The organism is Reyranella sp. GW821-FHT14A01, from assembly GCF_058803965.1.
Map to the genome: position 1 here is coordinate 359,283 of NZ_JBXAPM010000004.1, position 23,473 is coordinate 382,755.

A 23,473-nucleotide genomic window follows, 5' to 3' on the forward strand; every position below is an offset into this window, starting at 1 on the left:
CTACTCCCTCAGCACGATCCACGTGCAGTGGCCGAGCGCGCACAGTCGTCCCGACTCCGTGTAGAGCGCCGTGCCCGAATAGAGCTTGCGGCCCTCGGCGCCGATGCGCCAGCCGACGACGGCGCAGCGTTCGCCGACCTTTGGGCGGTCGAGCACCTTGGCGGTCATGCGGCCGGTAAGGGCCGGCCGCACGTCGTCGGGATCCTGGGCGGCCCAGGCGCCCGGACAGTCGAGCGTGCCCCACAGGAACTCCGGGCGGATGCGGCCGTCGCTGTCGGCGTGGTTGGCGTGCGGCACGTAGCAGGAGAGGGAGGTGCCGTTGCCCGAGCTGCTGCCGAACACGCGCAGGCCGTCGCCCACGCCGCGGCTGCGGCCACAGACGAGGCACCATTGGAAATCGCTGCCCTCGCCACTGCCGCCCACCGCGTCCTGGTGCATCACCTCGGACCAGTCCGACGGGAGTTTCGGCGGATCGAGATGGTCGACCTTGCCGGCGCGCGCCTCGCAGATCAGCGTGTCGCCCTCGCGCAGCATCAGCGCCGCGTCCTCGCGCACGAGGTGCATCTTCGTCTCGATGGGGATCGGCGCGCGGAGCGTGATCTCGACCGCACCGTCGCCGCCGAACGCCTTGGCGTAACGCTCGGCCAGCATGCCGGCGACATAGCCACCATTGCCCGAGAGACGCGGGCCGTTGAAGCCGATCGGGATGATGAGAGAGTCGTCCACCTTGGCTCCTCGCAGCGTGAAATGGCCGCCGAAGCTGCCGCGCGCATGCGGAGAATGCAAGCCTGCCGGGCCGTCTCTCGGCTTGCATCGCAGGCTGCGCTCGTCGAGGTTGGGACGATGGGTTCGGCTTTGCCGTGGGCGCTCGTGGCGCTGTGTTTTGCGCTCGGCGTGGCTAGTCGCTCGATCAGCGACACATTCCTCGTCTTCGTGCCCGCCCTTCAGCACGCCTTCGATGCCAATCGCGGCTCGGTCACGCTGATCTACAGTTTCGCCTTGTTGGTCGGCGGCACCGCCGCGCCGATCACGGGCTGGATCCTCGATCGCTTCGGGCTGCGCGCGCTGACCGTGTTCGGCGTGATCGCGGCCGCGGCCAGCACCGCCGTCGCCTCGCAGGCCACCCATCTCTGGCATCTCTACCTCTCGCTCGGCGTGATGATGGGTTTCGGCGCGGCGTCGCTGTCGGGCATTCTCTCGTCGTCGCTGATCGGCCGCTGGTTCCCGGCCAATCGCCTGGGCGTGCCGCTGGCCGTCTCCTGGTCCGCGTCCGGCGTCGGCGCCATGGCGACCTTCCCGGCGGCGCAGTACCTGATCGAGACCGATGGCTGGCGCCATGCCTATCTCGTCTTCGGCGCGGTGAGTGCGCTGTTCATCCCGCTGCTGCTGGTGCTGCCATGGAAGAGGATCGAGCGCGGCGCACCAGGCCTCGCAAAGCTGCGCGAGACGGCGGCGCCCGGCATCACCGTGCGCGAAGCGCTGCGCGACTGGCCGTTCTGGGCACTCACCTCGTCGTTTGCGTTGACCTCGATCGGCATCTTCTCGCTGATGCCGCAGACCATGGTCTATCTGCTCGAGCGCGGCATGGAGGGGCCCTATGCGGCACGGGCGATGGCGGTCGCGGGCTTCCTGACGCCGCTCGGCATGATCGGCTTTTCGTGGCTGGCCGACCGGGGCGGCCGCCGGCTGGCGGCGATCCTGGCCTATGCCTGCTCGATCGCGGGCGTCGGCGCGCTCGCGATGGTGCGCGGGCCGGGCGACGATTTCTGGCTGTGGACCTTCGTCTTCCTGTTCGGTGGCAGCATGGGCTCGCGCGGGCCAATGATCTCGACCCTCGCGACCCTGCGTTATCGCGGCGCCCATTTCGGGCGCATCTACGGGTTGATCGCCATCGGCATGGGGTTGGGCGGCTTTTTAGGCGCCTGGATCGGCGGCGTGCTGCACGATCTTACCGGCGGCTATGCCGCGGTCATGGTGCTCTCGGTGCTGGCACTGGCGACGGCCGCTGCCACCCTGGGTTCCGAGGCCGGGGCCCGGGAGCGTCTCAGTCGATAGGAAGAGACGCCGCATGACATGTCGGTGACGGTGGCCGCAGCATATTGTGTTTTTCCGCAAGTCCGGCCACTATGGCCGGCATGTTGGACCGGATGGATTTTCCAAGTAGTCCCACTCTGCGGCGGCGGGCCTAGCCGTGACGCCCGGCCTTGAGTCCTGCCATGCGCTGGTGCTCAACGCCGATTTTCGGCCCCTGTCGTATTTTCCGCTGTCGGTCTGGTCCTGGCAGGATGCTGTGAAGGCCGTCTTCCTCGACCGGGTCTGCGTCGTCTCCGAATACGAGCGCAAGATCCACAGCCCGACCTTCGAGATGCGGCTGCCCAGTGTCATCGCGCTGAAAGAATACGTGCCGGCGGCGCGCCGACCGGCCTTCACGCGGTTCAACGTCTTCCTGCGCGACCGCTTCTGCTGTCAGTATTGCAGCGGCGACTTCGCCACGAATGAACTCACCTTCGACCACGTGATCCCCAAGTCGCGCGGCGGCCGCACGAGCTGGCAGAACGTCGTGACGGCGTGCAGCCCGTGCAATTTGCAGAAGGGCAACATGCTGCTCAAGGAGAGCGGCCTGGTCCTGCGCACCGTGCCGGCCGAACCCTCGACGCAAATGCTGCAGGAGCACGGCCGTGCCTTCCCGCCAGGATACCTGCACGAGAGCTGGCGCGATTTTCTCTACTGGGACAGCGAGCTGGATCAGGGCTAAGTCATTGGAGCGCGCAACTCCAGTTGCGCTCAAGCTCGGTCGACGGCCAGCATATGAGCGCAACTGGAGTTGCGCGCTCCCTTGTTCAAATCCTCGTCGACAGCCAGATCGCCAGGCGCGAGCCGGTCTTGATCACGGCCGACAGCGCCTCATAGCCAACCGCCTGTTCGGCACCGGCGGCGAGTGCCTCGTCGCGATGCTCCATCTCTTCGGCGCGGAACTTCTCGACGGTCGTGCGCAGGTCCTTCTCGTCGTCGCCGAGCTTTGCCGCCTGCTGCGCGTAATGCTCCTCGATCGTCTCCTCGACGGCCACGGTGCAGGCCATCGCGGCCTTGTCGCCCATCAGCGCGGTCGCGGCGCCCAGCGCGAAGCCTGCGACGTTCCATAGCGGCGACAGCACGGTCGGCCGCACGCGGCGCTCGACCAGCAGCTTGTCGAACACCTTGTTGTGCTGGCGCTCCTGCGCCGCCATGTGCTGGATGCGGCGCCCGGTCTCGCTGTTGCTGCGGCCGGTCCAGCGAAGTGCTGCGAGCTGGCCCTCGTAGATGCGCACGGCGCCGAACTCGCCGGCCTGGTCGACGCGGATCGTGCGCTCGACCAGCTCGCGGGCGTCGGGATCGCCGGGATTGCGGTTGTCTCCGGTTTTCATGTTCTGGCCACCCGTGAAAGGGAAGAAGCGAGACCGATGGCGAGGATCGCCGACAGGATCGCATTCCAGCCGGCCATCGAGATGCCGAGCAGCGACCACACGACCGCGTCGCAGCGCACCATCTTGGCCCCGAAAAGATACTTCTTCAGCTCCTCCGGCGACAGGCCCGTCGGCACGGTCCCGGTGCAGGATTGCGGACCCGCCCACCAGCGATACTCTACGCCGGCATGGAAGATGCCGATCGCCGAGCTGACAGCGATGGCGGCAATGGCGACCACCATGAAGCCGGTGGCGAGACGCGGCCGGCCCGACGAGGCGAAGGCGGCGAGGCCTGCGACCATGGCCACCATGTGCGGCCAGCGCTGCCAGTGGCACATCTCGCAGGGCGGGAAGCCCATCGCATACTGGAAGAAGAGGGCGCCGCCGATCATGACGCCGCTGCCGAGCAGGGCGATCAGGCCGAGCTGGCTGGGGAGGGGGAGGCGCTGCGTGGCAGCCATGGAGCGAACCTAGAAGAGGAAGCGGACGACGACGAAGCCGCCGATCAGGGCGAACAGGAAGATCCAGGTGAGCAGAGTCAGGCGCTTCTCGATGAAGGCCCGGATCGGCTCGCCGAACTTCCACAGCAAGGCTGCCACGAGGAAGAAGCGCAGGCCACGCGTCACGATGGACGCCCACATGAACGTGAACAGGTCGAAATGCGCGGCCCCTGAAGCAATGGTCACCAGCTTGTAGGGGATCGGCGTCAGGCCCTTGATGAGGATGATCCAGGTCCCGTACTCGTCGAACCCGGCGCGGAAGGCGGCGAGGCCGGATTGCAGCCCGTAGGTCTTCACCACCCAGGCGCCCAGCGTCTCGAAGAAGAAGTAGCCGATGGCGTAGCCGAACAGGCCGCCCAGCACCGAGCAGACGGTGCAGACCAAGGCGATCTTGAACGCCTTGTCCCGGTTGGCCAGCACCATCGGCACCAGCATCACATCCGGCGGGATGGGAAAGAACGAACTCTCCATGAAGGAGACCACACCCATCGCAGGGATGGCGTTCTTGTGTTGGGCGAGGCGGATTACCCAGTCATACAGGCGGCGGATCATGTGGTGGGTTTCTAGCCCGCCAGCCGGGGTGAGGCGAGGGACCTTTCATGGAAGCGCCCCTGGAATGGCGGGCTCCGGTTTGCCAAAGTCGTGACCTGAAACAGCAAGGGGCCACATGCGGACGTTGGGCAACATCCTCTGGCACTTCCCGTTCTTCGGATTCCTGACGGCTGCCTTCTACTGGCTGCTCGGGCTGCTGCTGACGGCCCTGCTCGTGACGGCGCCCATCGGATTGGGGCTGATGGAGTTCGGCAAGTTCCTCCTGGCGCCGTTCGGACAGGCGATGGTGAGCAACGAAGATCTCCAGGTGCAGCGGAACAGCGCGTGGCAGGCCTACTCGACGATCGTGATGATCCTCTACCTCCCGTTCGGGGTGATCTTCGTGATCGTGAGCGCGATCCACGCGGCTGCGCTCTGCATATCGATCGTGGGCATTCCCGTCGCGCTCGTCATCGCCAAGTCGCTCGGAACGCTGCTCAACCCGGTGAACAAGGTCTGCGTTTCCGCCGCCGTCGCCGAGGAGTTGGAACGGCGCAGGGCCGGTGGCGACATCGCGAAGTATATGGGCTGACGCGCTTCGCAACCATGAGCCGGAAACTTTCCGGGGCGCGCGGCGTTTGTCAGGGACCGCACGGTGTCTTTCCTTTCCATTCGGCCCGATAAGTTGCAGATTTCACACCCTCTTTTTTGACTTCGAGCCTCTCAGCCCAGCGCCCGGAAGACGATGACGGACACCGCCGATCGGCCGCCACCCACCGAAGATCCCGCCCTTCTGTTCCTCGCCGGAGGCGGTGAGTTGGGAGCCCTGATCCGGGCCTACGATTGGTCGCGCAATCCGCTGGGACCGCCCGCCGCCTGGCCGCAGAGCCTGAAGACCGCCATCCGCATCATGCTCACCTCGCGCCAGCCCATCTGGATCGGCTGGGGGCCGGAGCTGATCTACCTCTACAACGACGCCTACAAGTCGATCATCGGCGGCAAGCATCCCGAAGCGCTGGGCAAGCCGACCCGGGAAGTCTGGAAGGAGATCTGGACGGACATCGGCCCGCTGCTCGACACCGCAATGGGCGGCGTCGAGGGCATCTATGTCGAGGAGCTGCTGCTGCTGATGGAGCGCAACGGCTATCCCGAGGAGACCTACTACACCTTCTCCTACAGCCCGATCCCCGACGATGACGGCACACCGGGCGGTATCATCTGCGCCAACACGGCCGACACCGATCGCGTGATCGGCGAACGGCAGGTGGCCGTCCTGCGCGAGCTCGCCGCGCGGACCGTCGATTCCCGCAGCTGGGAAGAAGCCTGTCGCCAGAGCTTGGCGGCTCTTTCGGGCAATCCCCGAGACCTCACTTTTGCGTTGCTCTACGTCGTGCAGGCGGGCGGCGCCGAGGCGCTGTTGGCCGCCCATCGTGGGCTGCCGGAGGAGCATCCCGCCCTCGTCGAAACGCTGAGATTCGGCAACGGCTCGGCCTCGCACTCTCCCTGGCCGATCGACGATCTGTCGGCGGACCAGCCACCACGGCTCGTCGACCTCGCCCAGGTGTTCGGCGCCACGGTGCCGGGCCGGGTCTGGGACCGGCCGACCACGGCGGCGGCGGTCGTGGCCGTGCCGGCGACGCGCGAGACGGGACGGTCGGGCTTCCTGATCGTGGGCCTCAGCCCCTATCGCCTGTTCGACGACTCCTACAGCGAATTCCTGCAACTGGCGGCGAGCCAGATCGCGGCGGCGATCGCCAGCGCCGACGCCTACCAGGAGGAGAGACGCCGGGTCGAGGCGCTGGCCGAACTCGACCGCGCCAAGACCACCTTCTTCTCCAACGTCAGCCACGAATTCCGCACGCCGCTCACGCTCATGCTGGGCCCGCTCGAGGAGGTGCTGAACGGCGAGGTCTCGCTCGAAGAGGCGCGGCAGCATGCGATGCTCGCACATCGCAACGGCAACCGGCTGCTGCGCCTGGTCAACAGCCTGCTCGACTTCTCGCGCATCGAGGCGGGCCGCGTGCAGGCCTCCTACCGGCCGACCGATCTTGCCCAGTTCAGCACGGGTATCGCATCGAGCTTCCGGGCGACCATCGAGAGGGCCGACCTCGAGCTGGTGCTGGATTGCCCGCCTCTGCCGCAGCCTGTCTATGTCGATCGCGAGATGTGGGAAAAGGTTCTGCTGAACCTGCTCTCGAACGCCTTCAAGTTCACCTTTGCCGGCGAGATCGCTGTCTCGATCCGGACCTCGTCCGATCGCCGGTCCGCCATCGTCGAGGTGCGCGATACCGGCATCGGCATTCCCGCGGAGGAGCTGCCGCGGCTGTTCGAGCGCTTCCATCGCGTCCAGGGCGCGCAGAGCCGCAGCTTCGAGGGCAGCGGCATAGGCCTCGCGCTTGTGCAGGAGCTGGTCAAGCTGCATGGCGGCGAGATCGGCGTCGAGAGCACGGTCGGACAGGGGACGCGCTTCACCGTCACGCTGCCTTTCGGCCGCACCCATCTCCCGGGCGGCCAGGTGGTCGACCATGCCGATCTCGCGGCCGACGTCGCGCGGGCGCAGGAATATGTCGACGAGGCGCTGGCCTGGCTGCCCAACGTCGAACCAGCCGGCGATCTGTCGTCTACGATGTTGGGCGGCTCCTTGCCGGCCGGAAAGGGTGGAGCCGGCAAGCGTATCGTGCTGGCCGACGACAATGCCGACATGCGCTCCTATGTCGGCCGGCTGCTCGTCGCGGAAGGCTACGAGGTCGATGCCGTCGCCGATGGAAATGCGGCGCTGGCGGCCGTTCAGCGCCAGGTGCCCGACCTGGTCCTGTCGGACGTGATGATGCCGGGCCTCGACGGGTTCGGCCTGCTGAGGGCGATCCGCTCGGAAGGCGCCACGGCGGGCGTGCCGATCATCCTCCTGTCGGCGCGGGCCGGCGAGGAGGCCAAGGTCGAGGGGCTGGACGCAGGCGCCGACGACTATCTCGTGAAGCCCTTCGCCGCGCGCGAACTGCTGGCGCGGGTCAACGCGAACATCCAGATGGCCGCACTGCGCCGCGAGGCCAACCGCGCGATCTTCGAGAGCGAGCAGCGCTTCCTGATGACCCGGGACCGCCTGTCGCTGGCGCTGTCCACCGGCCGCACCTCGGTGTTCGAATGGGCCGTCGATAGCGATCGCCTGGTCTTCTCGGGCCCGCTCGCCGAGGTGTTTGGCGTCCCGCAAAGCGAAGCCGAGAGCGGCCTGCCGCTCAGCGTCTTCGTCGAGGGGATCGCGCCGGAGGATCGCGACCGCGTCATGGCGGCGATCGGCAAGTCGATCGATTCCGGCGAGATCTACCAGGAGGAGTATCGCGTCATAGGCTCTGGGACGACGCGTGTGGTGATGGCGCGCGGCCGGGTCGAGGCCGGCGAGGACGGCGCCAAGCGCATGGTCGGCGTCGTGATCGACATCACCGAGGCCAAGGCCGCCGAGGATGTCATTCGCGAGAGCCGCGCGGCGCTGGAGGTGATCGGCGAGGCGTCGGCGGCCATCTCGGGCGATCTCGATCTCGAACGCCTGGTGCAGAAGATCACCGACGCCTGCGTCGCTGTCACGGGCGCCGAGTTCGGCGCTTTCTTCTACAACGTGGTCGACAAGGCAGGGGAACGCTACACGCTCTATACGCTGTCGGGCGTGCCGCGCGAGGCCTTCGCGAAATTCCCGATGCCGCGCAACACCGCGATCTTCGAGCCGACCTTCTCCGGCACCGGGGTCGTGATCTCCGACGACATCACCCGGGACCCGCGCTACGGCCAGTCGGCGCCCTGGCACGGCATGCCGCCGGGGCATCTGCCCGTGCGCAGCTACCTCGCGGTGCCGGTACGGTCGCGCAATGGCGAGGTGCTGGGCGGGCTCTTCCTCGGCCATTCGACGGTCGGCGTGTTTGGCGAGCTCGCGAAGGACCGTGTCGTGGGCTTGGCGAGCCAGGCCGCCGTCGCGATGGACAATGCCCGCCTGTTCCAGGAGAACGCGCGCGAGCTGGAGCAACGGCGCAAGGCCGAAGCCTCGCTGAAGGCGCTGAACGAGACGCTGGAACAACGCGTCGCCAGCGAGGTCGAGGAACGCAGCAAGGCGGAGGAGGCGCTGCGCCAGGCGCAGAAGATGGAGGCGGTCGGCCAGCTCACCGGCGGCGTCGCGCACGATTTCAACAACCTGCTGACCATCATCATCGGCGGCCTCGAAACGGTGCGGCGCGCCAAGCCGGCTGAGACGGCGCGGGTCCAGCGCGCCGTCGACATGGCGCTGCAGGGTGCCCAGCGCGCCGCCAGCCTGACGTCGCGGCTGCTGGCCTTCTCGCGGCGGCAGCCACTGGCGCCCAAGCCGATCGAGCTCAATGTGCTGGTGCGCGACATGACCGAGCTGCTGCACCGGACGCTCGGCGAGCATATCGAGCTCGAAGGCGTGCTGGCGCCGCGCCTCTGGCCGATCGAGGCCGATCAGAACCAGCTCGAAAGCGCGCTGATCAATCTCGCGGTCAATGCGCGCGACGCCATGCCCGAGGGCGGCAAGCTCACCATCGAGACGGTGAATACCGCGCTCGACGAATCCTATGTCGCGACCGACGCAGAGGTGAAGCCCGGGCAGTATGTCGCCATCTCCGTCAGCGACAGTGGCCACGGTATGAGCGGCGAGACGCTGACGCATGCCTTCGAGCCGTTCTTCACGACCAAGGAAGTGGGGCGCGGCACCGGCCTTGGACTCAGCATGGTCTATGGCTTCGTGAAGCAGTCCGGCGGACATGTGACGATCTACAGCGAGCCGGGGCAGGGCACGACGGTCCGCATGTACTTCCCGCGCTACTTCGGGACCGCGACCGAAGTCGACGACGATGCGGCCGCCATCGTGCCGACGGGCAGCGAAGGCGAGGTCGTGCTGGTGGTCGAGGACAATGAGGATGTCCGGTCCTACAGCTCGATGGTGCTGAGGGAACTCGGCTACCAGGTGCTCGAAGCCGGCGAGGCCGAGACGGCGCTGGCGATCCTGCGCGGGCCGTCGCGCATCGATCTCCTGTTCACCGACGTCGTGCTGCCCGGCAAGAGCGGCCGCATACTGGCCGACGCGGCCGCCGGGTTGCGGCCCGGCTTGAAGGTGCTGTTCACCACCGGCTATTCCCGCAACGCCATCGTCCATCACGGCCGCCTCGACGCCGGCGTCCAGCTGATCACGAAGCCGTTCACCTTCGAACAGCTCGCCGCGCGGGTTCGCGATATTCTGGATATGAACTGAGAGGAAAGGATCCTTCGCTGCGCTCAGGATGACAAGAATGGGTGTCATCCTGAGCGCAGCGAAGGATCCTTAAGTCATGAGGCTCAATGCCTCGACCGGCCCGTCCGGGGTGTCGGCCTCGCGGCGGGACCCTTTTCCAGCCGTTCGATGCGTTGCTCGAAGCTCTGCTGCATCTTCTCCAGGCGTTGCTGGAGCTGCTGGTCCTGGACGTTCAGCTGTTGGAGCTGCTGTGACAGGGCGTTGATCGAGCGCTGCAGCTCGCTCAGGCGGCTGTCCATGCTCTGCGCCGCGGCGATGCCGGGCGCCAGGAGCAGGGCCAGCATGGCGACGGGGCGGAGCAGTCGCAACGGAGCGCCCGCTACTCGGCGGCCTGCTTGAGCTGGGTCGGCACCGTCTCGCCGGCGAAGAGCGCGGCGCGGGCGGCGTCGTACTCGGCCTTGAGGCGGGCAACGATCTCGGCAGCCGGCGGGGCGTCGAAGATCTGGCCGACGCCCTGGCCGGCGCCCCAGATGTCGCGCCACGCCTTGGCCTTGGTGTTGCCGCCCGAGCCGAAGTTCATCTTGCTCTTGTCGGCTTCCGGCAGCGCCTCGGGATCGAGGCCGGCGGCCGCGACGCTGCGCTTCATGTAGTTGCCGTGCACGCCGGTGAAGAGGTTGGTGTAGACGATCTCCTCGCCCGTCGAATCGATGATGCACTGCTTGTTGGCGTCGGTGGCGTTGCCTTCCTTGCTCGCGGTGAAGCGCGTGCCGAGATAGGCGAGGTCGGCACCCATCGCCTGGGCCGCCAGCACCGAGGCGCCGTTGGAGATCGAGCCCGACAGAAGGATGGTGCCGTCGTAGAACTGGCGCACTTCCGGCACCAGCGCGAAGGGTGAGAGGCGGCCGGCATGGCCGCCGGCGCCGGCGCAGACCAGGATCAGCCCGTCGACGCCGGCCTTCAGCGCGCGCTTGGCGTGCGCCACGTTAGTCACGTCATGGAACACCAGGCAGCCGTAGCGATGCGCCGAGACGACGACGTCGTCGGGCGCGCGCAGCGACGTGATCTGGATCGGCACCTTGTACTTTTCGCACATGTCGACATCGTGCTGCAGACGGTCGTTCGAACTGTGCACGATCTGGTTCACGGCAAACGGCGCCACCTTCTTCTCGGGGTGCTTGGCCTTATACTCGGCCAGCTCTCCCGTGATGCGCTTCAGCCACTCCTCGAGCATTTCCTTGGGCCGCGCGTTCAGCGCCGGGAAGGAGCCGACGACGCCCGCCTTGCACTGCTCGATGACGAGGTCCGGGTTGGACACGATGAACAGCGGCGCGCCGACCACCGGGATCGAGAGGTTGTCGCGCAGCAGGGCGGGAAGGGCCATCGTTTCGCTCCTTGGATCGTCTGTTCGTCGTGTTGCCTTGAGGGCCTAGCACGGCCGCCACTCATTTTCCCCGGCTTTTTCGCTACTTCGCCAGCTCGTAGGCGCCGCCCTTTTCCAGGGCCTTCTTGTAGGCCGGGCGGGCGTGAATCCGGTCGAGGAAGCCTTTCAGCTTCGGCATCTTGTTCACCATCGGCGAGCGTGCCGTGGCGGCTTCCAGTGGGAAGCTCATCTGGATGTCGGCGGCCGTGAACTCGGGCCCGGCGAACCATTCGCGCCGCGCCAGCTCGCCTTCCAGGAAGGCGAAGTGGTTGGAGATCTGCGGCCCCAGCAGCGTCTTGTCGGCGCCATTCGAGATGGCGCGCGCCACTGGCCGCATGAAGAAGGGCACGCGCGAGGGGATGCGGCCGAACACCAGCTTCATGAACAGGAGCGGCATCAGCGAGCCCTCCGCGTAGTGCATGAAATAGGTGTAGTGCAATCGCTCCGGCGTTCCGGCGGCCGGGGTGAACCGGCCGCCGCCATAGGTCTCCGACAGGTATTCCAGGATCGCGCCCGATTCCGCCAGCACCTTGTCGCCGTCGCTGATGACCGGCGACTTGCCCAGCGGATGGATGCTGCGCAATTCGTCCGGCGCCTGCATCGAGGGCTGGCGCTGGTAGCGCTTCACCTCGTAGGGCAGGCCGAGCTCTTCCAGCATCCAGAGGATGCGCTGGGAGCGCGAGTTGTTCAGGTGATGGACGGTGATCATGGTCAGAGCGTACCGGGCCGCCAGTTGCCGTGGAAGCCCGCCGGGACGCGGCTGCTGAGATGGGCCAGCGCCACCGGGCCCTTGGCGATGTCCGTCGCCTCGAACACCGCGAGGTCGCTGCGGCCCTCGGCCGAGCGGAAGATGGTCGCCAGCACCCAGCCGTCGCCTTCGGCCGCCGTGTCGTGGCGCGGCACGAACACCGGCTCGCCGAACCGGTCGTCGTCGCCCGCCTGCCAGGTGGCGTTGCTGCCCTTCTTCAGGTCGTAGTGGGTGATGCCTTCGCTGCGGCGGATGCCGGCATGGGCGATGTTGCCCGACACGATCCAGCCGTGGCGGTAGTCGCTCATGCAAAAGCGCTCGTCGAAGCGCGGGAATTCGCCGGCGCGGTCGTCGAGCTGCTCCTCGCGGAAGGTGTTGCCGTGGCCGTCGAGGTCGAAGGTCCAGCGGAACAGCCGCGCCGCCGGCGGCTCCTGGGTCGAGGGCGAGCCGTCGGGCAGCGGGAACAGTGGCGCCACGTCGTACTTCATGACGTCGATCACGACCTTGCCGTCGTCGGTCTCGAAATGGTTCATCGGATGGAAGACGTAGGAGGGCGGTGCGGTCACCCACTTCACGTCGGCCACCGACCCCTTGCGCGGGATGAAGGCGATGTGCGTGCCCTTGTCCGGCTCCCAGGCGAACGGCGGCAGCCCGCCCAGCGCGCGCTCCATCGACGAGGTCAGCGGGAAGATCGGCACGACAATCCAGTTCTTGGTCACGGCGAAGTCGTGGATCATCGAGGGGAAGGGTCCTTCGAGGATTTCGGCGCGCGTCACGGTGCCGTCGGCAGTGACGGTTTGGAGGCTGACTTCCTTGGTGAAGCGGCCCTTGGCCGAATAGCCGAAGAAGATCATTTCGCCGGTCTCGGGATCGAACTTGGGGTGCGCCGTGAACGGCCCGACGAGCTTGTCGCCGAATGTCTCGTAGCCGCCGTCCTTGGGGCCGACCGGCATCAGGCTCGCCGGATCGAGTGAGAAGGGGGCGTGCGCCTCTTCCAGCGCCAGAAGCTTGCCGCCGTGCCAGACGATGTTGGTGTTGGCGATGGTCGAGTTCAGCGCGAACACGCGCGGGTCGGTGTAGCGCGGATTGCCGAACGTGCCGGACAGGCCCTCGCCCTCCTCGTTCTCGATCTTCCACTTGGGCGTCCGCACCCACCGGTTCTTGTAGGAGACGTTGCCGTTCTCGATGTGGAAGGCGTGGATCATGCCGTCGCCGCCGAACCAGTGATAGGGCCCGCGCGGCGCGAACTGCGGATTCGGCCCGTTGCGGTAGAGCGTGCCCAGGAGTTCCTTCGGCATCTCGCCGGTGATGTGCAGATGGCCCGCATCGGCCTCGGTGTTGACCGGTGCGTAGTAGCCTTTGAGGAACGGATTGTCGGTCGGAAACGGCTTTGCCATGGTGAGGCTCCTTCTGGGTAACGCCGTGTATCTATCCGACGTTATAGATACACGGCGTTTCCCGCAAGGGTCGAATTGAGGACTTTCCATGAAGGTGTCCCGTACATTGTGGAGCGTTCCTCAGGAGCGTAACCTCCGGCAATCGAGCAAAAGCATGTCGCCAATTTCCAGCGTCCTTACGACCGTCAATGCGCCGTACAGCAAAAAGCTGGACGCGCGGGCGCTCGCCCATTGCCTGACGCATCCGGAGGCGGCAAAGGCTGCTCCCGGCCAGATGTCGGCATTCTTCGGTGAGGTCGAACCCGACCTGCAAAAGGCATTTGCCAGCGAATTCCATATCAGCGAGGCGATGCTGATCGCGGCCGCAAGGGCATTTGGCGAGTATTCGGGCGAGCTGTATCCACTCGCCAATGCCACCCGATTTTACCGTTGCTGGAGCAATCCGGCGGCGTAGGGACGGCGTGACTTGAATGCTGAAACCCGAGCCGCCCACCAAGGCGGCTTTTGTTTGGTCTCATAAACATAACTGCCTCGGTGACCGGCTCTCTTCGACGGAGCAGTCATGAGTGAGAACAGACATCGCAAGACATCGTTGGGTGCGGCGTCCGATTTCTCGGGGATCGCAATGCGCTATGACGCGACCCGAGATCTACCGCAGGAACGTCTCCTGGCGTGTTACGCCCGGCTGGTCGAGCGTGGGCTGCTACTGGCCCAGAGTACGATCCTCGATGCAGGATGCGGGACCGGGCAACTGTCGCTGCCGCTCGCCGCGGAAGGCTACGAGGTGCTAGGCATCGACATCGCAGCGGAGATGATCGCGATCGCGCAGGCCAAGGTCCCGCCGGAGTGGCGCGCCCGCTATGCCGTGGGTGACGTGCGGGACATTGCCCTAGAGACGCACAGTATCGATGCCGTCGTCGTGTCGAAGCTGTTCCAGCACGTCGAGGATTGGAAGGGCGCCTGCCGCGAGCTGATCCGGGTCGCAAAGCCCGGCGCCTGCATCGTCCAGATCAACGAGCGCGGGGCGTTCGGCAATGCCGTTCGCCGTCATTTCTCACGACGTGCTGACGAGCTGGGCTATGCGGGCCGTTACCTCGGCCTGAATCCGCACGAGAGATCGGAACTCGTCACGCATATGGAGGCCGAGGGCTGCGAGACGATCCCGTTCGACGCGTCCGATCTTCGCTGGGCGATGGACATCAGCTACGGCGAGGCGATCGGCCGGCTTCAGGACCGGCTCTATGCCGAATTCTGGTACTTGCCGGAGGATGTGCACGGCCGACTCATCTCCGAGACGATCGCCTGGATCGACACTCGTCCGAAGGGGCGCGATACCGTCGATCACCTGACGCCCTATCTCTACGTCGAGGTGTTCCGGACGCCGACCTAGCTCAACATACTCGAGATGGGTTAATTACACGCGCATGAGCAACACAAATCCCGTCCTGCCGCCTGGCTATTCCCCCGTTCCTGCGGGTCATGTCGCCACTGCGGTGACGAGCCTCGAAATGTTGAGCCGGCTGCCGCAGCGTGTGGCGCAACCGTTCCCGCCGGGCGTGACCTTGCAACCGCTGGAGCGGACGGTCGACGCTTATCGCGCGCTCTATCGCGCAGTGGGAACGGACTGGCTGTGGTTCTCGCGGTTGGTCATGGCGGACGGGAAGCTGCAGGCGATCCTCGACAATCCTGAGGTGGAGTTCCTTGTGTTGCGCAAGGACGGGCGTGACGCCGGGATCCTGGAACTGGACTTCAGCCAGCCCGGCGAATGCGAACTCGCCTTCTTCGGCGTGGCGCCGGAAATGGTGGGCACAGGGGTCGGCCGCACGCTGATGAACGAGGCGATCGCGCGGGCCTGGGCACGTCCGATCAAGCGGTTCTGGGTGCATACCTGTTCGCTCGACCATCCCGCGGCGCTCGATTTCTACCGGCGGTCTGGCTTCGTGCCCTATGCCTTCCAGGTCGAGGTGTTCCCCGATCCGCGTCTCACCGGCGCCCTGCCGCGCGACTGCGCCCGGCACGTTCCGCTGCTGGGCTGACGCCGGCCGATTCTATTCGTCCACGTGCGGCGCAGCGGCGTCGGCGGCTTCGCGGGTTTCGGCGCGGCGATAGTAGACGTGGCCGATGATGCCGATGGCCAGGATGATGAGGCCGCAGCCGAGCTGCGTGGCGACGGCGCCCAGCATCTCGAAGAACCAGGTGGCGACCAGGCTGGAGACCAGCATGGCGCCGGCCATGATCACGAGGCGCAGGCGGAACACGCGGGCGATCTCGTGACCGTGGAACACCGTCTGCATGCGGGTGATCATCGGCACGAAGAAGAACGGACCGCCCAGTCCCGCGAGCAATGCGCCGGCCATCATGGCGGGCAGCAGCGCTTCCGCGGGCAGCCACCATACCGCGACGGCGAGGAACGAGAAGCCGAGGCCCATGGCGACGTAGCCCAGGAACATGGTCGAGTAGGGCCGGCGCAGGCGCACCGAGCCCGCGATGATGTTGCCGGTGACGTCGCCCACGCCGTAAGCGCCCATCACCAGCGCGTAGGCGGCGAGGTCGCCGAAGCCCAGGAAGGTCGGGCGATATTCGGTGACGATCAGCGCGATGGCGAGGCTCAACGCCACCATCCACGGTCCGTTCAGGATCGCGTTGGTGATCAGGATCGTGCCGATGCGCTTCTCGCGCGACATCAGCCGGAAGCCGGCGGTCAGCGCCTCCCAGGCGCCGCGCCAGCCCGGCGCGATGCGCACCGGATCGCCCAGCCCGCCGCCGGTCAGCCGGTCGCGCGCCACGTAGAGCGCATAGCCGGAGATGATGAAGCCGATGGCGGTTGCCGTCAGGAAATGGATCACGGGGAGGAAGATATGCAGCAGCGCCGCCACCATCGGCCCGAGGAGGCGGGCGATGCGGTAGGTGGCGTCGAACAGGCCGTTGATCGCCTGCTGCTCGTCGCGATTGGGCACCAGGGTCGGGATGGTCGATTGCAGCGCCGGCGAGAAGACCATGCGCAGGGCGGCGAGCCCGACCGAGGAGAAGATGAGCAGCGTGATCGACAGGCCCGAGATGTAGAAGCCGACCACCGGCAGGAACGCGAAGGCGGCACTCCAGGCGCGCGAGCCGATCATCGCGCGGTCGGGCCGCCAGCGGTCGAACACCACGCCGCCGAACAGGCCGGCGACCAGCATGGCGACGTACTGCACGCCGGTGACGAGGCCGGCCATGTTGCCCGCCACCTCGACCGCCAGCCAGACGCTGGCGACGCGGAACAGGTCCTCGCCGATCGTCGAGGTACAAAGGCCCGACCAGACGATCTGGACGGCGCGGTCCTTCAGCGGGCGGAAGACGGGGAGCATGAGCTCAGCGCTCCGCCGTCGTGAAGACCCGGATCACTTCACCCAAACCCCGCCATCCTTGTTCCTGTAGCCGAGGCTGAGATAGGCCGCATCGACCAGCGACTGGCCGCGCTCGTTCATCAGCAGTCCGGGTCCCATGCGGTTCATCGTGTAGCCGAAGGACATCCCCGCGACCGGATCGGCGAATCCCAGCGAGCCGCCGGCGCCGACATGGCCGAAGGCGGCGCTGCTCATGATGACGCTGTCGCAATCCTCGCCCCACAGCTTCGCGGCCAGGCTGCGCTTGCGATTGTCCATCGACTTCATGAAGCCCAGCGCAAAGCGCGTCGGGATGCGCAGGGTGGCGTCGTCGTGTGTCGCCATCGAGACCTCGCCCATGCGCGCGAGCGTCGTGGTATCGACCAGGTCGCCGCCGCCGTTGGCCAGAGGTGCGTACATGCCCGCAAGGCCGCGCGCATTCGTGATGCCGTTGGCGGCGCCGATCTCGGCGGCATGGCCGGCGCGCGTATTGGCACCGCCCGAGCGCCAGGCACCGTTGTTGAAGTAGAAGAGGGCGGCCGCCGATTCCTTGTTGGTCGCGAGATCGCGCATGAAGGGCGTCACCGCATCGGCCGCCTTGTAGACATGCGGCACGATCGGCGCGACCCGCGGCTCGATCGCCTCGGGGAGGCCGATCCAGAAATCGAGTCCCAGCGGCCCGGCGATCTCCTCGCGGAAGAAGGTGCCCAGCGTTTTGCCACTCGCGCGCCGCACCATCTCGCCCACGGTCCAGCCGAAGGTGAAGCCGTGATAGCCGTTGCGCGTGCCGGGCTCCCAGAATGGCGCCTCGGCCGCCAGCCGCTCGGTCATGTAGGCCCAGTCGTAGGGCCCGTCGTCCTTCACCTTCGCACGCACGGCTGGCACGGCCGAGGAATGGTCGAGCATCATGCGCGTCGTCACGCGCTCCTTGCCGTGCTGCGCAAACTCCGGCCACAGCTCGGCGACCGGCGCGTCGAGATCGAGTTCGCCGCGGCTCGCCAGGACATGCGCGCACAAGGCCGTGGCGCCCTTGGTGCAGGAGAAGACGATGCTCACCGTGTCGCGCGTCCACGGTGCGCTGCTCTTGGGATCAGCGACGCCGCCCCACAGGTCGACGACGGTCTCGCCACCCACCGTCAGGCAGACCGAAGCGCCGATCTCGCCCTTGTCCTTGAGGTTCTTCTCGAAGGCCTCGGCAACCCGCTCGAAGCCCGACCGGCAGGTGCCCTGCGTCATTGCTTCGGCACCGGCAGCTTGAACGCCTCGAGCACGAAGCGCGCGCAATGCGACAGGCCGGTCTGGTCGATCCCGTGGCCGACGCCGGGCGCGATGTGCACGCCGACCTGAACACCATTTTCCTGCAGCGTGTGCGCGGCGCGTTGCGTCAGCACGGCCGGCAGCATCTCGTCGCTGTCGCCATGGATCAGCAGGACCGGCGGCTTCGACTTGATCTCGCTCTTGAGCGCGTCGGGCGCGGCCAGCATGCCGGAGAAGCCGACGATGCCCGCGAGCGGCTTGGCGCGGCGCAGACCGATATGCAGCGCCATCATCGTGCCCTGGCTGAAACCGATCAGCACGGTCTTGCTCTCGTCGAGCCCGTACTGCGCCATCGTGTCGTCGAGGAACTGTTCAGCAAACGGCGCGGCCGAGCGCACGCCCGCCGCCGCGACCTCGGGATCGAGGCGCGAGATGCCGAACCACTGGAAGCCCATCGGATTGCCCTCGCACGGATAGGGCGCGTTGGGCGCGTGGAACACCACGTCGGGCATCAGCGGCGCCAGCACGGGCGCGAGGCCGATCAGGTCGTTGCCGTCGGCGCCGTAGCCGTGCAGCAGGATCACGAGATGGCCGGGCTTGCCGCCGGCGTGCGGGCCGTGGCTCGGTCCTTCGAGCTTCTTGGTCATGTTGCTTTCTTCTCCCTTGCGCTCCAGTCCGGCATGTTGCGGCGATAGTGCCAGAGCACCAAGGCGGCTGCGCTACGCCAGGGCCGCCAGGCCTCGGCGATTTTGAGAAGCCGCTTTGCGTCGGGACGGGTGCGTAACTTCTTGAGATGTTGCGCGGCGACCACAAGCCCGAGATCGAGGCCCGGCATGATGTCGGGGCGGCCATGCGCGAACATCAGGTAGATCTCGGCCGTCCACGGGCCGATGCCCTTGGCCTGCGTCAGCATCGCAATGGCCGCGGCATCGTCGAGTTCGTGCAGTGCATCGAACGCGATGCGGCCTTCGACGATGTCGCTGGCGAGGCTGCGGCCGTACTTCATCTTGGCGCCCGAGAGGCCCACGGCGCGCAGCTGCTCGTCGCTCATCGCCAGGAAATCCGCCGGCAGCATCGAGGGTACGGCCGCTTCGAGCCGGAGCCAGATGCTGCGCGCGGCATGAACCGAGACCTGCTGACCGACGATCGAACGCATCAGCCCGCCATAGCCGGTCGGCATCTCGCGCAATTCGGGATGTCCCGCTTCGGCGAGTGCGCGGGCGATGTCGGGATCCGCGTCCGCCAACTCGCGCAGCGCCTTCTTGAGGGTCTTCTTGTCGAGGACGACCGGAGTTGTCGCTTTGGCCATGGCTCCCGCCATAGCACGCGGCGAGGGGCCGCTGTAACGTCGGATCATGACCGCCGTCACGCGTTTTGCCCCCAGCCCGACAGGCGAACTTCATCTCGGCAGCGCTTACTCGGCCCGCATCGCCTGGCAACGCGCGCGAGCCGTAGCCGGCACCTTCCTGGTGCGCATCGAGGATATCGACATCCGCCGCTGCCGCCGCGAGTACGAGACGGCGATGCTGGCCGACCTGCAATGGCTGGGGCTTGCCTGGGATGGCGAGGTGCGGCGGCAATCCGACCATTTCGCCGATTACGGCCGCGTCCTGGACCAGCTCGACGCGCGGGGCCTGGTCTATCCCTGTTTCTGCACGCGGGCCGATATCGCGGCCTCCACAAGTGCCCCGCACCCGACGGCGATGGGGCCGGACGGACCGCTCTATCCCGGCACCTGCCGGCATCTGTCGAGCGAGGAGCGACGCCAGCGCATCGCGGCCGGCGTCGAGCACTGCATGCGCTTCCATGCGGCGCGGGCGGCCGAGCAGGCGGGACCTTATTCCTTCTTCGACGAGGCGCTGGGCCGGATCGAAGGCCAGCCGCTGCTGCTGGGCGACTTCGTGATCGCCCGCAAGGACACGCCGACCAGCTACCATCTCTCGGTCACGGTCGACGACCATCTGCAGGGTGTGACCCTGGTGACGCGCGGCGTCGACCTGCTGCCCTCGACGCATGTCCACGCCCTGCTGCAGACGCTGCTGGGTTACGCTGCGCCGCAATATGCGCATCACCCGCTGCTGACCGACGCCACCGGCCGCCGCTTCGCCAAGCGCGACCGCGACCTCACGATCCGGGCGTTGCGCGAGAGCGGGAGGACTCCCGCCCAGGTGTTCGAGATGATCGATGGTTGGAGTTGCGCGGCTCCCGTGAAGGGCTGACACTTCGGGCATGGACCGAAACGAACAACTGGCCGTCGGGAGGCGGCTGCTCGGCCATATCGACGGCCGCACCACCGATCTCGCCGACGCATTGTTCCGCAATCGTGTCGACGCCTATTCGAGCCGCGAGCGCGCCAACCGCGAGCGCGAGGCGCTGTTCCGTAGTCTGCCGCTGTTCATGGGCCTGTCCTCGCGCCTGTCCAAGGTCGGCGACTACATCACGGAGGACGTGGCCGGCATGCCGGTGCTGCTGGTGCGTGGGCTCGACGGCCAGGTGCGCGCCTTCGCCAACATCTGCCGCCATCGCGGCGCGCCGGTCGCCGAGGGCTGCGGCAACGCCCGCGCCTTCGTTTGCCCCTATCATGGCTGGACTTATGACTCTCAGGGCAAGCTGCTGGGCGTAACCGACAAGGTGGGTTTTGCCGGCCTCGACCTCGGCGCGCACGGGCTGGTGCGGCTCGCGGCCGGCGAGAAGCACGGCATGATCTTTTTACGCGCGACACCTGTGGGAGCAGGAGAGAGTGCGGAGATCGACGTCGATGCGGTGCTGGGCTCCTTCGTGCCCGACTTCGCAGCGCTGCAGCCCGAGACCTATCCACTCTATTCGGTCGAGCGCATCACGCCGCGCATCAACTGGAAGTTCGCCGTCGACACCTTCCTCGAGGGCTATCACATCCCGTACCTGCACCGGAAAACCATCGCGCCGTACTTCATCGGCAATTGCGGCACCTTCGACGGCGCGGGCCGCCACGGCCGCATGTGCGTGCCGCGCACTTCGATCGACGCGGTGCGGTCGGTGCCCGAAGGCGAGCGCAATTTCCGTTCGCACATCATCGCCATCTACCAGCTCTTCCCCAACGCGATCCTGATCTGGCAGGTCGACCATATCGAGATCTGGCGCGCCTTCCCCGACCGCGACGATCCCAGCCGCTGCGACATCGAATTCTCGCTCTACCGTCCCGCCGACAGCGACCGGCCGGAGAAGCATTGGGCCAAGAACCGCGACATCGCCATCCGCACCGTGATGGAAGAGGACTTCCCGCTGGGCGAGCGCATGCAGATCGGCTTCGAATCCGGCGCCACCGAGGAAGTCATCTACGGCCGCAACGAGCCGTCGCTGGTCCACTTCCACAGCGCGATCCGCAGCGCATTGGGTGTGGCCGCCTAGCCCAGATGAACACCAGTCGAACCACGCGCGTTGCGCTGGTGCTCAGCGTGATTCTCTTCGCTGCCAGCCTGACACAGGACGCGTTCTGCGTTTCCGGCATCTGTTCGGACTGGCCGGGCTGGAGCATCCTGCTGTTCGGCGTGCTGGGTCATACGAGCTGGTTCGCCAACCCGCTGCTCGGCGTCTCCTGGATCGCCGCACTGTTCAGCCGCCGCATCCCGGCCCTGATCCTGTCGCTCGCCGCGTTGCTGCTCGCCGGATCGTTCATGCTCGAGACGAGCGTGATCACCAACGAGGCCGGCATGGCCAATCCGGTGACCGGCCTGCGCGAAGGCTACTGGCTGTGGCTGGCGAGCATGGTCTTTGCCGTGGTTGCGGCGGTCTTCGCACGCAAGGTGCCGGTGAAGTTATAGTGGGATTCGGAAAGGTCCTTCGCTGCGCTCAGGATGACAATGGTGGTGGGATTGGCGCAGTGCGCCAGTTCTGAAATAGCTGTCATCCTGAGCGAAGCGAAGGACCTTTATCTCCTATCGTCCCTCCAGCTGCTTGTTGATCCACACCTGCACGGTGTTCGACTCCAGGAACTCGCGCGCGATCTTTCGTTTCAGCAGGTCGCGGGTGTTGCCGTCGATAATCGCGGTGATGACATCGCATTTGTAGGGCACCGCGACGACCTCGCCATAGCGCAGGGACTTGTTATTGCGGCGGTGGACGTAGACGCGAGCCCATCCCACGAGGTCGGTGACTCGAAGGCGCTCGCCGGGGCCGACGGGTTCGAAACGTGGGTCGAGGAGGCGGATGTCGACCGCGCGTTCGAGGGCCGCGTCGCTCGCGATGCCCTCCGGGCAGTCGCCGCTGGCGCCGAGGCCATTCAAGGTCAGCCAGACATAGACGTCGTGATCGTCGCCGCTATAGGCGCGGCCGGCCGGTACCCGGTCGGTCGAGAGCGGCCATGTGAAAGGCCGCCAGCCGAATTTGTCGGTCGGGCCCAGTGCCACCTGTCGCTCCGCGAACCAGGCCAGCACAGCCAGCGCCGCGACCTGAGCCACGCCAAGCGCGATGTAGATCCGCGTTTGGCGGCTGAGCTTCATATAGACTTCAGAGCCTTGAAGCGTGTGTCCGAATAGCCAAAGGGGCTACGCCTGGGCGTGTCGCGAAGCCAGTCGAGATGCTGGCCAAACACGATGTCAGACATCCAATAGGCTTCGTCGGCATTTCGCGCGATTATCTCAGCGTAACCAGAATGGTCTTCCTTGCGAATCGTAGGGCGGTCGTAAGCTGACGGCATGGCGTCCTGGATGTCGATCAACGCAAAAAGCAGCTCCTCGCGCAGATCGAGGCTCGGGTCCGCGAACAGGCCGACGGGGGCTGATCTGAACTCCTCGAAATATCCGGCGAGTGTGTCTGCCCCGGCAAGCGTGGGCTGCACGCTTCTGGAAATGCCCAGCCAGCTGCCTGAGGAGAATGTAAAGGCCGCTTTGCGGTTCACATACCCATAGTAAGGCTGAGGGTAGTAATCTTCGCGCATGAAGCTTTGGACGATCTGCTGATGGAAAAGCGCGGCGTTGCCGTCTTGACGCACGAATCTCGGCGCATGCACGAGTTGCGACTCAAGGGATACCGATTTGTCGAGACGAGGTACGGCGCCGAGGATCGTCTTCAGTTCCACGACCGGCGCGACACTCGGAGGCGCTACGTAGTGCCAAGTCAGCGGACGGGAATCGAGTGGAAACAGGTTGATTCGGTCGCTCCAATAAGGAGCGTTCCGGCCGGTCCCGGACACCAGATCGACATGCCCTGTTGTCGACGTGAGGGTGAATGACGGCTTCCAGACTGCATTCTGCCAGCCCCCAAGCAATCGAACCAAGTGACTGTCGACGGTATCGCAAAGCCATACCGGCAGGGCATCGGGCAGGAAGAACGCCAGCCTGCGCCAGAGAGCGTAGTCGTTCGCAACATCGCGCATAAGGCGACTGTTGAAATCGACTTGGAGCGTGGTTTCTCCGATGACGGATACGACGATGGACGTGTCGACGTCCGGGTCGCGGTACCGGAAATGATGATCCGGTCCCGCCGACGTGCCGGTCAGCCGTAGCGTCTGGTCCGATACGATGTCGCGGAGCGTCCGGCGACCATCCTCGAAGCAGAAATGGCCCCAGATGACTTCGGATGTACCGGTCATCTGGGACCTCGTC

24 protein-coding genes are annotated in these 23,473 nt (G+C 66.3%); 10 read left to right on the forward strand and 14 right to left on the reverse strand.

Annotation, left to right across the window (positions count from 1 at the left end; genetic code table 11):
• Entirely contained in the window at positions 1–726 is a 726-nt protein-coding gene (locus tag AC1ROX_RS10615) for a hypothetical protein (protein ID WP_493125176.1), read from the reverse strand.
• Positions 727–843: 117 nt separating this feature from the next.
• Here AC1ROX_RS10615 and AC1ROX_RS10620 point away from each other — a divergent pair, with 117 nt between their 5' ends.
• Together AC1ROX_RS10620 and AC1ROX_RS10625 are read left to right on the forward strand one after the other, a co-directional pair.
• Complete coding sequence (locus tag AC1ROX_RS10620) at positions 844–2,055, forward strand: MFS transporter (protein WP_493125178.1); 1,212 nt, start codon at positions 844–846, stop codon at positions 2,053–2,055.
• A 136-nt stretch (positions 2,056–2,191) separates the two neighbouring features.
• Complete coding sequence (locus AC1ROX_RS10625) at positions 2,192–2,755, forward strand: HNH endonuclease (protein WP_493125180.1); 564 nt, start codon at positions 2,192–2,194, stop codon at positions 2,753–2,755.
• Between the two features lie 85 nt (positions 2,756–2,840).
• Here AC1ROX_RS10625 and AC1ROX_RS10630 read toward each other — a convergent pair whose 3' ends face one another.
• Genes AC1ROX_RS10630 through AC1ROX_RS10640 form a run of 3 tightly spaced genes read right to left on the reverse strand, consistent with a single transcriptional unit; the run spans position 2,841 to position 4,495 of the window.
• Complete coding sequence (locus tag AC1ROX_RS10630; protein WP_493125182.1) at positions 2,841–3,404, reverse strand: demethoxyubiquinone hydroxylase family protein; 564 nt, start codon at positions 3,402–3,404, stop codon at positions 2,841–2,843.
• Positions 3,401–3,904, reverse strand: a complete 504-nt coding sequence (locus AC1ROX_RS10635; protein ID WP_493125184.1) for a disulfide bond formation protein B — start codon at positions 3,902–3,904, stop codon at positions 3,401–3,403. The genes AC1ROX_RS10630 and AC1ROX_RS10635 overlap by 4 nt, the downstream gene beginning before the upstream one ends.
• A gap of 9 nt (positions 3,905–3,913) precedes the next feature.
• Positions 3,914–4,495 carry a YqaA family protein gene (locus AC1ROX_RS10640; protein WP_493125186.1) on the reverse strand — a complete coding sequence of 194 codons (582 nt, stop codon included), beginning with the start codon at positions 4,493–4,495 and terminating at the stop codon, positions 3,914–3,916.
• A 115-nt stretch (positions 4,496–4,610) separates the two neighbouring features.
• On the opposite strand from AC1ROX_RS10640, the gene AC1ROX_RS10645 reads away from it, so the two are divergent.
• Together AC1ROX_RS10645 and AC1ROX_RS10650 are read left to right on the forward strand one after the other, a co-directional pair.
• Positions 4,611–5,066 carry a YccF domain-containing protein gene (locus tag AC1ROX_RS10645; protein ID WP_493125188.1) on the forward strand — a complete coding sequence of 152 codons (456 nt, stop codon included), beginning with the start codon at positions 4,611–4,613 and terminating at the stop codon, positions 5,064–5,066.
• A gap of 153 nt (positions 5,067–5,219) precedes the next feature.
• The gene (locus AC1ROX_RS10650; RefSeq protein ID WP_493125190.1) at positions 5,220–9,725 is read left to right on the forward strand and encodes an ATP-binding protein; all 4,506 of its coding nucleotides are present in this window, start codon (positions 5,220–5,222) and stop codon (positions 9,723–9,725) included.
• A gap of 83 nt (positions 9,726–9,808) precedes the next feature.
• Here the strand turns inward: AC1ROX_RS10650 and AC1ROX_RS10655 are convergent, their stop codons facing one another.
• The 4 genes from AC1ROX_RS10655 to AC1ROX_RS10670 all read right to left on the reverse strand — a co-directional run bounded on the left by AC1ROX_RS10655 (position 9,809) and on the right by AC1ROX_RS10670 (position 13,269).
• Entirely contained in the window at positions 9,809–10,072 is a 264-nt protein-coding gene (locus tag AC1ROX_RS10655) for a hypothetical protein (RefSeq protein WP_493125192.1), read from the reverse strand.
• An 11-nt stretch (positions 10,073–10,083) separates the two neighbouring features.
• On the reverse strand, positions 10,084–11,085 hold the full coding sequence (locus AC1ROX_RS10660; RefSeq protein WP_493125194.1) for an NAD(P)H-dependent flavin oxidoreductase: 1,002 nt from the start codon (positions 11,083–11,085) through the stop codon (positions 10,084–10,086).
• A gap of 82 nt (positions 11,086–11,167) precedes the next feature.
• Positions 11,168–11,833 (reverse strand): glutathione S-transferase family protein, encoded by a 666-nt coding sequence (locus AC1ROX_RS10665; RefSeq protein ID WP_493125196.1) that lies wholly within the window; start codon positions 11,831–11,833, stop codon positions 11,168–11,170.
• Between the two features lie 2 nt (positions 11,834–11,835).
• Positions 11,836–13,269, reverse strand: a complete 1,434-nt coding sequence (locus AC1ROX_RS10670) for a carotenoid oxygenase family protein (protein WP_493125198.1) — start codon at positions 13,267–13,269, stop codon at positions 11,836–11,838.
• A gap of 88 nt (positions 13,270–13,357) precedes the next feature.
• On the opposite strand from AC1ROX_RS10670, the gene AC1ROX_RS10675 reads away from it, so the two are divergent.
• The 3 genes from AC1ROX_RS10675 to AC1ROX_RS10685 all read left to right on the forward strand — a co-directional run bounded on the left by AC1ROX_RS10675 (position 13,358) and on the right by AC1ROX_RS10685 (position 15,305).
• Complete coding sequence (locus tag AC1ROX_RS10675) at positions 13,358–13,723, forward strand: hypothetical protein (protein ID WP_493125200.1); 366 nt, start codon at positions 13,358–13,360, stop codon at positions 13,721–13,723.
• 108 nt (positions 13,724–13,831) lie between these two features.
• On the forward strand, positions 13,832–14,659 hold the full coding sequence (locus AC1ROX_RS10680) for a class I SAM-dependent methyltransferase (RefSeq protein ID WP_493125202.1): 828 nt from the start codon (positions 13,832–13,834) through the stop codon (positions 14,657–14,659).
• A 34-nt stretch (positions 14,660–14,693) separates the two neighbouring features.
• Positions 14,694–15,305, forward strand: a complete 612-nt coding sequence (locus tag AC1ROX_RS10685) for a GNAT family N-acetyltransferase (RefSeq protein ID WP_493125204.1) — start codon at positions 14,694–14,696, stop codon at positions 15,303–15,305.
• A gap of 12 nt (positions 15,306–15,317) precedes the next feature.
• On the opposite strand, the gene AC1ROX_RS10690 is transcribed toward AC1ROX_RS10685, so the two are convergent.
• Genes AC1ROX_RS10690 through AC1ROX_RS10705 form a run of 4 tightly spaced genes read right to left on the reverse strand, consistent with a single transcriptional unit; the run spans position 15,318 to position 19,200 of the window.
• Positions 15,318–16,616 carry an MFS transporter gene (locus tag AC1ROX_RS10690; RefSeq protein ID WP_493125206.1) on the reverse strand — a complete coding sequence of 433 codons (1,299 nt, stop codon included), beginning with the start codon at positions 16,614–16,616 and terminating at the stop codon, positions 15,318–15,320.
• 33 nt (positions 16,617–16,649) lie between these two features.
• Positions 16,650–17,870: a serine hydrolase domain-containing protein gene (locus tag AC1ROX_RS10695; RefSeq protein WP_493125208.1), complete on the reverse strand. Its 1,221-nt coding sequence runs from the start codon at positions 17,868–17,870 to the stop codon at positions 16,650–16,652.
• Positions 17,867–18,538, reverse strand: coding sequence for an alpha/beta hydrolase (locus AC1ROX_RS10700; RefSeq protein WP_493125210.1), 672 nt, complete (start codon positions 18,536–18,538; stop codon positions 17,867–17,869). The genes AC1ROX_RS10695 and AC1ROX_RS10700 overlap by 4 nt, the downstream gene beginning before the upstream one ends.
• Positions 18,535–19,200 carry a DNA-3-methyladenine glycosylase family protein gene (locus tag AC1ROX_RS10705; protein WP_493125212.1) on the reverse strand — a complete coding sequence of 222 codons (666 nt, stop codon included), beginning with the start codon at positions 19,198–19,200 and terminating at the stop codon, positions 18,535–18,537. The genes AC1ROX_RS10700 and AC1ROX_RS10705 overlap by 4 nt, the downstream gene beginning before the upstream one ends.
• 46 nt (positions 19,201–19,246) lie before the next feature.
• On the opposite strand from AC1ROX_RS10705, the gene gluQRS reads away from it, so the two are divergent.
• From gluQRS to AC1ROX_RS10720, 3 genes are read left to right on the forward strand one after another with little or no spacing between them, the layout of a single operon-like run.
• Complete coding sequence (gluQRS, locus tag AC1ROX_RS10710) at positions 19,247–20,110, forward strand: tRNA glutamyl-Q(34) synthetase GluQRS (RefSeq protein WP_493125214.1); 864 nt, start codon at positions 19,247–19,249, stop codon at positions 20,108–20,110.
• A 10-nt stretch (positions 20,111–20,120) separates the two neighbouring features.
• Entirely contained in the window at positions 20,121–21,278 is a 1,158-nt protein-coding gene (locus AC1ROX_RS10715; RefSeq protein WP_493125216.1) for an aromatic ring-hydroxylating oxygenase subunit alpha, read from the forward strand.
• A 5-nt stretch (positions 21,279–21,283) separates the two neighbouring features.
• Entirely contained in the window at positions 21,284–21,691 is a 408-nt protein-coding gene (locus tag AC1ROX_RS10720; protein WP_493125218.1) for a hypothetical protein, read from the forward strand.
• A gap of 114 nt (positions 21,692–21,805) precedes the next feature.
• Here the strand turns inward: AC1ROX_RS10720 and AC1ROX_RS10725 are convergent, their stop codons facing one another.
• Together AC1ROX_RS10725 and AC1ROX_RS10730 are read right to left on the reverse strand one after the other, a co-directional pair.
• Positions 21,806–22,369 carry a hypothetical protein gene (locus AC1ROX_RS10725; RefSeq protein WP_493125219.1) on the reverse strand — a complete coding sequence of 188 codons (564 nt, stop codon included), beginning with the start codon at positions 22,367–22,369 and terminating at the stop codon, positions 21,806–21,808.
• Positions 22,366–23,460, reverse strand: a complete 1,095-nt coding sequence (locus AC1ROX_RS10730; RefSeq protein WP_493125221.1) for a hypothetical protein — start codon at positions 23,458–23,460, stop codon at positions 22,366–22,368. The genes AC1ROX_RS10725 and AC1ROX_RS10730 overlap by 4 nt, the downstream gene beginning before the upstream one ends.
• Positions 23,461–23,473 lie beyond the last annotated feature (13 nt).